Here is a 12,246-nt window from a genome sequence, read left to right as displayed (position 1 = left end):
TTCGGGGATGCGCAAGCTCAGTGACCGCGCCGAGTGCGAATGGATTCCAGGAATGCCGCGAGCAACGGCGAGCGGTCATCCCGTCGGTAGATGCAACTTAAATCGACGCCGGAGTCTTTCGGCATGCCGGACAAGCTGCGGTAGACCACGCCGGGCAGGCTCAAGACGGTAGCCGATTCCGGCACGAGGCAAGCGCCAAAACCACTGGCAACCAATGCCGCGCCCGTCACCGCGTCGCCCACTTCCTGCGATACGCGGGGGACGAAGCCCAGCTTATGGCAGATGCCGTGGACCTTGTCCACGAAGCCGGGATGCACGCCTGCCGGGAACAGGATCAAGGACATATCCCGGAGCGCATTAGCCGGAATCCGCTTCCTTGATGCAAGCGGATGGTTGGCGTTGATCGCCAGAAGCAATTGCTCGGTACGAACGAGTTCGCTGGTGATGTCCGGATCCGGTCCAAGCAGACGATTGAAGCCGATGGTGATGCGGCGTTGTCGAAGCGCTTCTATCTGTTCGTCCTTGGACATCGTGTGCAATACGACATTGACCTCGGGATAGGCATTCCGGAACGCCAGCACGAACTGCGGGATGGTGCCCAGAATCCCGGATCCGAATATGCCGATGTCCAGTCGTCCGAGTTGACCCTGTCCCGCGCGCTGAGTGCGCTCGACAGCGCGCTCGATTACGGACTGGATGTTGCGTGCTTCCTCGAGGAACAGGCTGCCCGCTTGAGTCAACTCCATGCCGCGAGGCGTTCGTTCGAACAGACAGACTCCTAGCTCTCCCTCCAATTGCTGGATTTGCCGGGTCAACGGCGGCTGGGAAAGATGCAGGCGGGCGGCTGCACGGCCCATGTGCTGCTCTTCAGCCACGGCAATGAAGTAACGCAGATGGCGGAATTCCATGATCTTTGAATGTCGGAAAAAGGAAGGAAAGGTAAGCGGCTTCCGGATAACCCGATGCGAAAAAGGTATCAGAAAAGCAGATCAATAGTATTAGACGGCACAGCTCCGGGTCGATAGCTTGGATACGGACCCGGAGGCATCAAGCGGCAATGCGACGCTCGGTGCTCAAGCCCCGGATCCGAATCAAAACCGAACGGGAACTTGAGGAGGGGGACCCGATGAGCAAGATATCCGTGGCTTCATGGCCGCGGTCTGGGGTTTTGGCTGTTGCTTGCGCTTCAGCACTGGCGGCCACGCCAGCGATCGCGTCCCAGATCACGACCAGCAATCCGGATCTGCAGATCACGTGGGACAACACCATAAAGTACAGCGCCGGTTGGCGCGTGGAAGAATCCGATCCCGGCGTGGCCGACAACACCATCGGGGTACAGGCCAATACCAACGACGGCGATCTGAATTTCGATCGTGGGCTGATATCAAATCGCCTGGATATCCTTACCGAATTCGATCTCCGGTACCGTCGCAACTTCGGTTTCCGCATCACCGGCGCGGCGTGGTACGACAGCGTCTACCATCAAAGCAACGACAACCCGGCCGAACTGGGCGGAGCCTTGGTGAATTCGCGCTCTGTCGGGCCCAGGGAATTCACCGAAGCCACCAAGAAATTGCATGGGGAGAAAGCGGAACTCCTGGATGCGTTCGTCTACGGGAATTTCTCGGCGGGTGACGCAAGCATCAACCTCAAGGCCGGACGGTTCACACAGTTGTACGGAGAGAGTCTGTTCTTCGGCAGCAATGGCATTGCCGCAGCGCAAACGACGCTTGACCTGGTGAAGGCGCTGTCGGTGCCCAATTCGCAGTTCAAGGAAATCATGAGGCCCGTGGGCCAGATTTCCACGCAGGTGCAATTGAGCACGAAGGTGTCCTTCGGCGCCTATTACCAGTTCGAGTGGGAACGGACGCGAATTCCCGGCGCGGGCAGTTACTTCAGCTTTGCGGATTTCGTCGACAAGGGCGGCGAATCGGTCATCCTCGGGCCGGGGCAGGTCGTTTTCCGCGGAAAGGACATCGAAGCAAGCAATTCCGGACAGGGAGGCGTGCAGCTCCGGGTCAAGTCCGGGGATGCCGAGTTCGGATTCTATGCTGCGCAATTCCACGACAAGATGCCGCAATTCTATTTGCGTCCCGGCGTCAACGTGGAAGCAGGAAGCATCGGCGATTACGTCGAGGTATTCGCCGAGGACATCAGGACGCTAGGCGCAAGCATAAGCACGCTGGTCGGGGACGCGAACGTTGCCGCCGAGGTTTCAGTGCGCGACAACATGCCGCTGGTGGCCAGCGGCAACGCCGTGATACTGCCGGGAGATGCGATATCTGACGGTGGAGACAACGCCGCGTTCCCGGTTGGCAAAACCCTGCATGCGAACATCTCGGTTCTGAGCGTTCTGGGCGGCTCGGCATTGTGGGACGGGGCGACCCTGCTTGGCGAGGTGGCATTCAACCGCCGTCTGAGTGTGGAGAAGAATGAAGGCCAACTTGATCCGCACGCGACGCGGGACGCGACTGCACTCCAGTTCCTGTTCACTCCCCAATATTTCCAGGTGTTTTCCGGAGTGGACCTGTCGGTCCCGATAGGGGCCAGCCTTGGGGTGTCCGGCAGGTCGTCGGTGAACGGGGTTCTCTTCCCGAGCGAGCACGGCGGCACGGTCAGTGTGGGTCTGATGGCGGATGTCAGGCGCACATGGCAGGCCGGGATTTCCTTCAGCCACTACTACGGGAAGGCAGGGTCGATCGTCCTTTATGACACGGCTGTTCCTGAACTTTCCTACAGGAATTTTCACGGCGACAGGGACTTCGTCGCCTTGTCGATCCAGCGCACGTTCTGACGTCGTGCAAGTACTTTCGAGGAAAAGATCATGAAAAATCAAACCAGAAAATTCCGTGAGATGTGCCGGATGGCGGCTGTTTCAGTGGCCTGCCTTGCTGCGGGCACGAGCATGGCCGCGGTTGGCGCGGGTGAAGCCGCCAAGCTCAAGAGCGAGCTGACTCCGTTGGGCGGCGAGCGTGCGGCAAATGCGGACGGCAGTATCCCGGCCTGGGAAGGAAAGATGCCGGCATTCACCGGCAAGGTCAGCGTTGGCGACATCCCGACCGGTGTCTACGCCAACGAAAAGCCGATATTCCAGGTGACGGCCGCCAATGCGGCCCAGTACAAGGAACTGCTTTCGGAGGGCACGCGTGCGCTTCTGGCCAAGTATCCGAAGACGTTCAGGTTGGATGTGTACCCGACGCACCGCGTGGCGGTCGCGCCACAGAAGGTGTATTCGGCCGCGTTGAAAAACGCGACCAGCTGCAAGCTGACCGAGGGCGGCAACTCGATTCAGGGTTGCATCGGAGGGACGCCGTTCCCGATACCCAAGCAGGGAGCGGAGGTCATCTGGAACTTCCTGATGCGAGTCGAGGCGCCATCGATCGAGTACAGCTTCAAGAACATCATCAGCAGCCCGAAAGGTGCTCATACCCTGGCGACACGCAATGACATCGCATTCCAGTACCCCTATTACTACGATGGCGCTACAGCGGATAGCTGGAATGGCGAATATGCGCTATTCCGGTTCAATACGCTGGCCCCGCCTTTCAAGGCCGGCGAATCCCTGGTGATTCGCGACAGCATCGATCCGAAGAACCCGCGTCAAGCATGGCAGTATCTGGTCGGGCAGCGCCGTGTCCGGCGCGCACCAACAGTGGCCTATGATACGCCTGATTTCGTGGCGTCCGGTGCAAACTATTTCGATGAAGTTCAGGGCTTTTTCGGGGCGCCGGATCGTTACAGCTGGAAGCTGATCGGCAAGCGCGAGATGTTGATCCCGGCCAACAACAACAACCTGCTCTCTGTCAGCGACGACAAGGCGATATCGGGAAACCACTTGAACCCGGAGTATGTCCGCTGGGAGAAAAGAAGGGTTTGGGTCGTGGAGGCCACGGTGGCCGCCGGCAAGCGCCATGCAGTGCCCAAGCGCAGGTACTATTTCGACGAGGACACCTGGTTGATCGCCCTGGTCGATGGTTATGACGCCAAAGGCTCGCTGTGGCGCACCTCGCAAGTCACGCCGTATCTGGTGCCGAAGCTGCCTGCAACCCTGATGAAAACGGCGGTTGTCTTCAATCTGCAGGCGGGAACGATGAGCGTGATCCAGGCGCTCAACGGCGAGAAGTTCAAAATCGTGCCGAAGAAGCCGGAGTCGTACTTCACCGGAGACGCGGTGGCGGCAGAAGGTGTGCGCTGAGGCAGCCCTCTAGGCCGAGCTTTCCTTCCGGCATCCGGAAGGAAAGCCGGCTTATAGCAAGGACATGCAACACATGTTAGGAAGGTATCCTTTTCGACCCATAGCGAGGTTCGCTGCAATAGGCCTGCTGGCAATGGCTTCGCTTGTGCCGCTGGCGCTGCGGCCCACACCGCTTCCTGACCTGTTGCAGCTGCCTGCGGTGCAGCATCCGAATGCGGCACAGTCGGTCCAACTGGCGATCGCACGGGCAGGTGACAAGCGGTTGGTGTCCGTTGGAGAGCGCGGAATCGTGCTGTTGTCGGATGACGATGGCCGTACCTGGAAACAGGCTGCAAGCGTTCCTGTCAGCGTGGCGCTGACGAATGTGTTCTTCGTGTCGGACAAGATCGGCTGGGCCACGGGGCACAGCGGAGTCATACTTCGCAGCGACGATGGTGGCGATACATGGCGATTGCAGCTGACGGGCTCCCAGGCTGCGACGCTGGTGCTGGAAGAAGCGAGAGCGCGCATGCAGGGGACCACAGAGGCCGCCGGGGAAGACGCACTCCCCGAGGGTTCGACCTCCCCCACTCCAGCAGATGTCGAGGCGAGCCGTGCGCTGAGCAATGCCGAGCGTTTGGTCGAAGAGGGGCCGGACAAGCCGTTCCTCGCATTGGCATTCGTGGATGAAAAGCACGGATGGGTTGTAGGCGCCTATGGCCTTGCGCTGGAAACCCGCGACGGTGGCATGCACTGGCGTTCAATCGTCGGCCGAATCCCGAATCCCGGCGGGCGCCACTTGTATGCCATCCGTTCCGGGGCTGCCGATGTGCTGCTGGTCGGGGAGCAGGGTCTGGTGATTCGCTCCGATGACGGCGGAGAAAGCTTCTCCGCCGTCGATACGCCTTACGAAGGCACGTTCTTCGGCGTAGTGCAGGGCGTTTCCGGTCCACTCGCGTACGGTTTGCGTGGCAATGCATGGGAGCAGGATGGCGAAGGTGATTGGCACCAGATCCAGCTCCCGAGACAGATCAGCTTGACCGCTGCAGTTCGAAAAGCCGATGGCCATCTTGTTCTGGCAGACGAGGCGGGAAACCTTTACACCAGGGCGAGTCCAACGGGAGCCTTCCTGGCGTCGGCACTGCAGGCGCCGACGGGTCTGACCGGAATCGTTGAATCTCGTGATGGCGAGTTGGTCGCAACGTCGACACGTGGGCCATTGCGACTGGCCAATGGAGTTGTGAAATGAGCCATGCCCATGGCACCGGGCCGCTGCCGGTAATAGGAGATCCAGCCCAGTTCGATCCGAAGTCCGGTTCATGGGTCGAACGCTTGCTGTTCAATCATCGTCTGGTCATCGTGATCATCTGTTTGATCATCACGGTCGTGCTTGGCTTCCAGGCGACCAAGCTGACGTTGAATGCCGCGTTCGAGAAGATGATCCCGACCGGTCATCCGTATATCACCAATTTCCTCGAAAACCGCGATCAGTTGGCAGGTGTCGGGAATTCGGTGCAGATTGCGGTCGAAGCCAGACAGGGAACGATTTTCGACGCCGAGTACCTCGATGTAGTCCGCAAGATGTCCGATGAGGTATTCCTCTATCCGGGCGTAGACCGGCCGTACATGAAGTCGTTGTGGGCGCCTGCAGTGCGCTGGACCGGCGTGACCGAAGATGGGCTGGACGGTGGGCCGGTGATTCCGGACGACTATGACGCATCGCCTGAAAGCCTGGAGCGGGTGAGGTTGAACGTCGAGCGTTCCGGAGAGATCGGCAGGCTGGTGGCCGCCGACTACAAGTCGAGCATCATTTCCGTGCCGCTGCAGGAAAACACCGGGGACGGAACCCGGCTGAACTATCACGAGTTTTCCGGGAGCATCGAATCGCTCCGGGAAAAGTACGAATCCGACAGGATCGCGATCCATATCACCGGTTTCGCCAAGGTCGTCGGCGACCTGATCGACGGACTGAAGCAGGTGCTGTTCTTCTTCGCTGCGGCGATCGTGGTTTGTGCCGCCGTACTGTTCTGGTACACGCGTTGCTGGCGCAGCACGCTGCTGGTGGTGCTCTGTTCGATCATCGCGGTTATCTGGCTTCTCGGCCTGCTGCCCACGCTCGGCTACGAGCTGGATCCGTATTCGGTGCTGGTGCCGTTCCTGGTCTTCGCCATCGGCATGAGCCACGGCGCTCAGAAGATGAACGGAATCATGCAGGACATCGGGCGTGGCACTCACAAGCTGATCGCAGCGCGCTTCACGTTCCGCCGCCTGTTCCTGGCGGGCATGACCGCCCTTCTTGCGGATGCGGTCGGTTTTGCAGTGCTGATGCTGATCGATATCCAGGTGATCCGGGACCTGGCGGCAACCGCCAGCCTCGGTGTCGCGGTACTGATCTTCACCAACCTGGTGCTCTTGCCCATCTTGCTGTCCTACACCGGCGTCAGCAAGAAGGCGGTTCAGCGTACCTTGCGCGAAGAAAGCGTGGAGGGAGGTGAACCCCGCAAACACCCGTTCTGGGCGTTTCTCGATCTGTTCACGCAACGCCGTCCCGCGCTGATCGCAATCGGCACGGCGGTCGTGCTCGGCGTCATCGGCTTCACCGTCAGCACGCATCTGAAAATCGGCGACACCGATCCCGGTGCACCGGAATTGAGGCCGGATTCCCGGTATAACCGGGACAACGCCTTCATGACTGCGCACTATGCCGCCAGCAGCGATGTGTACATCGTGATGGTGAAAACACCGCAATATGCATGCGCCAATTATTCCACGCTGATGGCGGTCGATGCCCTGGAACAGGAATTGCGGGCGTTGCCCGGGGTCGAGACGACCAACTCTCTTGCAGGTCTGGCGAAGATCGATAGTGCCGGCATGAACGAAGGCAGCATGAAGTGGTACGAGGTTCCGCGGTCCCAGGGCATGCTGAACGCGATCGTTACCCGTGCGCCGCGGGAGATGTTCAACCAGGATTGCAACCTTCTGACGGTGACCGCCTATCTGAAGGACCATCGTGCCGATACGTTGACGAGCGTGGTGAACACGGTCGAGGCCTTCGCCGAGCGCAATGACAGCGACGAGCTGAAGTTCCTGAACGCCGCAGGGAATGCCGGAATCGAGGCGGCGACCAACATCGTGGTGAAAAAGGCCAATGTCCAGATGCTGTTGCTGGTATACGCGGCCGTCACGATCCTGGCCTTCATTGCTTTCCGCTCGTGGCGTGCGGTGGTTTGCGCGATCCTGCCCCTGGTCCTGACTTCCGTGTTGTGCGAAGCCCTGATGGTGTGGCTCAACATCGGTGTCAAGGTGGCGACGCTACCGGTGATCGCACTGGGCGTGGGGATCGGCGTGGATTACGCGTTGTACGTGCTTACCGTGACGCTCGCCCGGCTGAAGGAAGGCATGACCCTTTCGCAGGCCTATTATCGGGCCTTGTTGTTCACTGGAAGGGTGGTGGTCCTGACCGGCATCACGCTGGGGATCGCGGTGGCGACCTGGGCGTTCTCCCCGATCAAGTTCCAGGCCGACATGGGCATCCTGCTGGCCTTCATGTTCATCTGGAACATGCTGGGGGCATTGATCCTGCTGCCTGCTTTCGCGCACTTCCTGCTGCGTCCGACGGAACCGGCCAAGGCCGGTTGACGGTGGCGCGGGCAGATTAGGTTTATGCTATCCACGGCGTCCCTGGGAGGGTGCGCAAGACCACTGGCAGGAACGTGGAGGGAGGCAGCGTGTCTTCGGTCACTGCAGTATGCGGCAGCGGGATGGCGCCCGAAATGCAGCGCCTGATCGAGCAGTTCAATCTGCGTTCGCATCTGCGCTTCGATCTGGGTGCGGGGCGGATCTGGCTGGACGAAAACCGGATGCTGCTGACCCACGCCAGGGCGATGGGCGCGCTCAGGGCGGAACTGATCCGTGTGCTTGGCACCCGGCGCGCCCGCATCCTGATGTTGCGGATGGGCTTCATCTCGGGTTCCATCGACGCCGAGGTGGCACTCAAGCTGCATGATGGGGGAGACAACTACGATGTATTCCGGCTCGGGCCGGAGTTGCACGGTTTCGAAGGTATCGTCAAGTCCACGATTACCGATGCCAAGATCGATTGGGAGAACGGCAGTTTCTTCGGCGAGGTCGATCTGAAGGACTCATGGGAGGCCGAGGCTCATCTGAACGCCTTCGGCGTGGGAGACGATGCCGCCTGCTGGAGCGTCATGGGTTATGCGACAGGGTTCGTCACCCGGTACTTCAACCGCTTCATCGTCTTCAAGGAGACCCAATGTGTTTGCTGCGGCGATGACACCTGCACCATCGTCGGCAAGCCGGCGGAAGCGTGGGGAGAGGACGTCTATTCCGACTACTTCGGCGAGAACGACAGCGACGACCCGATGCGTGCGATGGAAGAGGAACTGGCGCAGTTGCGCGGCCGGTCACGGGAACAGATTCCCGCTGGCGATCTGGTCGGCATGGCGCCTTCATTCCGCGCCGCCTTCGACCTGCTGAGCAAGGCCGCGGCCAGTCCGATCACGGTGCTGCTGCTCGGCGAGACCGGTGTCGGCAAAGAGATGTTCGCGCGTTGGCTGCACGATCACGGGCCGCGTTCCGATGCCCCGTTCGTCGCGGTGAACTGTGCCGCGATCCCGCATGACCTGATCGAGTCGGAATTGTTCGGTGTCCAGAAGGGTGCTTACACCGGCGCCGATGCATCGCGAGCCGGTCGGTTCGAGCGCGCCAACGGTGGAACGCTGTTTCTCGACGAGGTGGGCGACCTCTCGCCTGCGGCACAAGTGAAATTGTTGAGGGTGCTCCAGACCGGGGAAGTGGAACGGCTGGGGGATGATCGCTCGCGAAAGGTCGATGTGCGTCTTATTGCAGCCACCAACGTCGATTTGCAGCAGGCCATCGCCATGGGCCGGTTCAGGGCGGACCTGTACTACCGCCTGGCGACCTATCCGGTCACGATTCCGCCGTTGCAGGAGCGACGCAGCGACATCCCGATGCTGGCAGCGAGCCTGCTGGAGAAATACCAGGAGGCCTACGGGAAAAAGGTTCAGGGCATCTCCGAGCGAGGGATGCATGCCCTGCTCGCGCATTCGTGGCCCGGCAATGTGCGGGAGCTCGAGAACATGATCGAGCGTGCCGTATTGCTGGCTCCCCCCGGGGGGCTTGTCGAGATCGACCATCTGTTTGCCAGCGGTGCGCCACGAGAAGAAACGGGGGCCGAACTGGATTCCAGCGGAGCACTGGGCAATGAGCGTGAAGCCCGGCTTTCCCGCCTGTACGACGAGTTGCTGGAGGATGGCTTCGACCTGGAGCGTCACGAGGCCAGACTCCTGGCTCTGGCCATGCAGCGTTCGGGTGGCAACATGACGCATGCCGCACGATCACTGGGCATCACGAGGCGGCAACTGTCTTATCGGCTGAAGCAGGGCACAGGCGGCGAAGCTTCTTCTTCCTGACACTGCATCGGACGCTGCCGCGCAGCATCCTCCATCGTATTCGCACCTATTCGTCCGTTGCCTAATCAGCGTGCGGAAAACAATGCCGTGTGTTCGCGATTCTTGATGCTGCAGTGCAGCTTTACCGAACTGCAACCCGGACTGCCATTGCGTTCAAAAACGTCATGGTGCGTCGCCGCATGGGTGCCCTGATCGTCAGCAAATACAAGGGTTGTCCGGTTGGCACGCCTTCTGCTAGGTAGCTGATGGACAGCCAATGCGCTGCCGTAAATCGAAGCGCGCTCGTCTTCGTGCGAGGCATCGACATTCAAGCAATCGACTGGGAGGTAAGAACCATGGCAATGACAGGCGTCCTGCGGCCAGGACATGCTCAGCTGCGGGTGTTGGATCTGGATGAAGGTGTCCGACACTACCGCGACGTGATGGGTCTGGAGGAGACCGGCCGAGATGACCAGGGGCGGGTGTACCTGAAGTGTCGTGACGAGTTCGACCACAGCAGCGTCATCCTTCGGCAGGCGGATCATGCCGGCCTGGATTTTTTCGGTTTCAAGGTGCTTGACGCGGCCACGCTCGACAAGCTCGAAGCGGATTTGAACGCATACGGAGTACAGACGGAGCGAGTTCCGGCGGGCGACTTGTTGGCGACTGGCGAGCGAGTACGCTTCACGCTCCCCAGCGGACATGTGATGGAGTTGTATGCGGATAAAAAGTCGATCGGCAACAGTTGCGGAGATGTCAATCCGACGCCGTGGGCGCCGGACACGCGGAATGGAATCGCTCCGATTCGCTTCGATCACTTGCTGCTGTATGGGCCGAATGTCTCGGCGGTGCAGAAGCTGTTCACCGAGGTGCTTGGATTCACCGTGGCCGAGCGGGTTCTTAATCCGGAGGGTACGGAAAATCTGATCGTGTTCCTGGCATGTTCGATCAAGTCCCACGATATCGCCTTCGCCGAATACCCGGAACCGGGGAAGCTGCATCACCTGTCCTTCCTGATGGACAGCTGGGAGGACGTGCTGCGTGCCGGTGACATCATGAATTTCTACAAGGTTCCGGTGGATATCGGCCCAACCCGGCACGGCGTCACGCGCGGTAAGACCATCTATGCGTGGGATCCGTCCGGGAATCGTTTCGAGACCTTCAGGGAGGATCGTCAGGCGTATCCCGATCAGGAGCCGCTGACTTGGACATTCGATGGTCTTGGCGAAGGAGGAGGATTGGACTACGTGCAACGCAAGCTGCACGACACTTTCCTCACCGTGGTCACCTGAGGTCGCGGCATGTCCATTCCATTGACGATGGAGGCGCCGGCCTCGTTCGACACATGTCGGAATTTCGTCCGTGTCACCGGCGAGCGTGGAGATTTCGTCGAATTCGAGTTCGCGATCGGAGAGCCCGAGCTTTTCATCGAGATGATCCTGACTCGTGACGCTTTCGAGGATTTCTGCCGTGATCGCAAGCCGGTACATTTGCCGCCGAATTCCGCGGACAGGCCGATGTTGGAGTGCAATGAGGAGGAGAACGAATTCGACTGGCATCTGTCCGACGCGCGCGAGCAGCGTTTCCGCAACTGAATCCTTACGGCCCGCGTCTTCCGCGGGCCGAACCAGAGGCTTACCCATGCAGATTGATCTTCGAACCGTAGCGATCCAGCCTGTGCGTCAGACCTACGATCACTTGGCCCGCCGTTTCGGCGACAAGCCCGCATCGCGCTATCAGGAAGGCAGCTACGACGTCCAGGTCGTGGAAAACATGCACTACCGCCCGACCTGGGATCCGGACCAGGAACTGTACGATCCAACCCTCTCGCGCGTGCGGATGAAGGATTGGTATGCGATCCGCGATCCGCGACAGTTTTACTACAGCACTTACACACTGGCACGCGCCCGGCAACAAGAGAACACGGAGGCGAACTTCGCATTCGTCGAATCCCGCGGACTGGTCGAGATGCTTCCCGACGAGATTCTGGCGTTGACTTTGCAGCTTCTTGTGCCCTTGCGCCATGCGGCTTGGGGCGCGAATCTGAACAATACTTTTGTCTGTGGGTACGGTTATGGAACCACGTTCACGCAGCCATGCAACTATCAGGCGATGGACGATCTTGGCATCGCGCAGTACCTCTCGCGCATTGGCCTGTTGCTGGGTGATGTCAAGGCGTTGGATGAGGGCAAGCGCGCATGGATGCAGGATCCAGCATGGCAAGGGCTGCGCCGCTATGTGGAAGACACGCTCGTGGTCCGTGATCCGGTCGAGAACTTCATAGCTCAGAACCTTGCGCTCGATGGCCTGCTGTATCCCTTGGTGTATCAGCGGATCGTCGATCAGGAAATTGCATCGAGGGGAGGGCAGGCAGTTGCGATGCTGACCAGCTTCATGCGCGACTGGTTCGAGGAGACCCGCAAGTGGGTGGACTCGGTGGTCAAGACGATGGCCGCGGAGTCGGACGAGAACCGCTCGGCGCTCGAGGAGTGGAGCGGCCACTGGAGCGGTCGCGCCGCTTCGGCGCTGTTGCCGATCACGGCGATCGCACTCGGAAGCGAGGCCGACGATGCCCTGGCTGAAACTTTCGATGCGTTCAAGATGCGGCTGTCGAAGGCCGGCATTTCGATCTGAAGGAGA

At 60.1% G+C, this 12,246-nt stretch carries 9 protein-coding genes; 8 read left to right on the top strand and 1 reads right to left on the bottom strand.

What is annotated here, in order from left to right; genetic code table 11:
* Positions 1 to 17: 17 nt before the first annotated feature.
* Positions 18 to 908, bottom strand: coding sequence for a LysR family transcriptional regulator (locus CSC70_RS06310; RefSeq protein ID WP_162455796.1), 891 nt, complete (start codon positions 906 to 908; stop codon positions 18 to 20).
* A 218-nt stretch (positions 909 to 1,126) separates the two neighbouring features.
* Here CSC70_RS06310 and CSC70_RS06305 point away from each other — a divergent pair, with 218 nt between their 5' ends.
* The 8 genes from CSC70_RS06305 (at position 1,127) to CSC70_RS06270 (ending at position 12,240) form a co-directional block, all read left to right on the top strand.
* On the top strand, positions 1,127 to 2,794 hold the full coding sequence (locus CSC70_RS06305) for a DUF1302 domain-containing protein (protein ID WP_162455795.1): 1,668 nt from the start codon (positions 1,127 to 1,129) through the stop codon (positions 2,792 to 2,794).
* Positions 2,795 to 2,824: 30 nt separating this feature from the next.
* Positions 2,825 to 4,195, top strand: a complete 1,371-nt coding sequence (locus tag CSC70_RS06300; protein ID WP_211369434.1) for a DUF1329 domain-containing protein — start codon at positions 2,825 to 2,827, stop codon at positions 4,193 to 4,195.
* A gap of 133 nt (positions 4,196 to 4,328) precedes the next feature.
* A complete protein-coding gene (locus CSC70_RS06295; RefSeq protein ID WP_211369433.1) occupies positions 4,329 to 5,423 on the top strand; it encodes a YCF48-related protein in 1,095 nt (364 codons plus the stop codon).
* Positions 5,420 to 7,813 carry an efflux RND transporter permease subunit gene (locus CSC70_RS06290; RefSeq protein WP_162455794.1) on the top strand — a complete coding sequence of 798 codons (2,394 nt, stop codon included), beginning with the start codon at positions 5,420 to 5,422 and terminating at the stop codon, positions 7,811 to 7,813. The genes CSC70_RS06295 and CSC70_RS06290 overlap by 4 nt, the downstream gene beginning before the upstream one ends.
* Positions 7,814 to 7,902: 89 nt before the next feature.
* Positions 7,903 to 9,627, top strand: a complete 1,725-nt coding sequence (locus CSC70_RS06285) for a sigma-54-dependent Fis family transcriptional regulator (RefSeq protein ID WP_211369432.1) — start codon at positions 7,903 to 7,905, stop codon at positions 9,625 to 9,627.
* 335 nt (positions 9,628 to 9,962) lie between these two features.
* Complete coding sequence (locus CSC70_RS06280; RefSeq protein ID WP_162455793.1) at positions 9,963 to 10,898, top strand: catechol 2,3-dioxygenase; 936 nt, start codon at positions 9,963 to 9,965, stop codon at positions 10,896 to 10,898.
* Between the two features lie 9 nt (positions 10,899 to 10,907).
* Positions 10,908 to 11,201 (top strand): phenol hydroxylase subunit, encoded by a 294-nt coding sequence (locus CSC70_RS06275; protein WP_162455792.1) that lies wholly within the window; start codon positions 10,908 to 10,910, stop codon positions 11,199 to 11,201.
* A gap of 46 nt (positions 11,202 to 11,247) precedes the next feature.
* Positions 11,248 to 12,240 (top strand): aromatic/alkene monooxygenase hydroxylase subunit beta, encoded by a 993-nt coding sequence (locus CSC70_RS06270; RefSeq protein WP_162455791.1) that lies wholly within the window; start codon positions 11,248 to 11,250, stop codon positions 12,238 to 12,240.
* Positions 12,241 to 12,246: the final 6 nt, after the last annotated feature.

This window comes from Pseudoxanthomonas kalamensis DSM 18571, assembly GCF_010211745.1.
Classification (GTDB): Bacteria; Pseudomonadota; Gammaproteobacteria; order Xanthomonadales; family Xanthomonadaceae; genus Pseudoxanthomonas_A; species Pseudoxanthomonas_A kalamensis.
The sequence above is the reverse complement of the archived record's forward strand: the minus strand, read 5'-3'. Positions and strand labels throughout refer to the sequence as shown.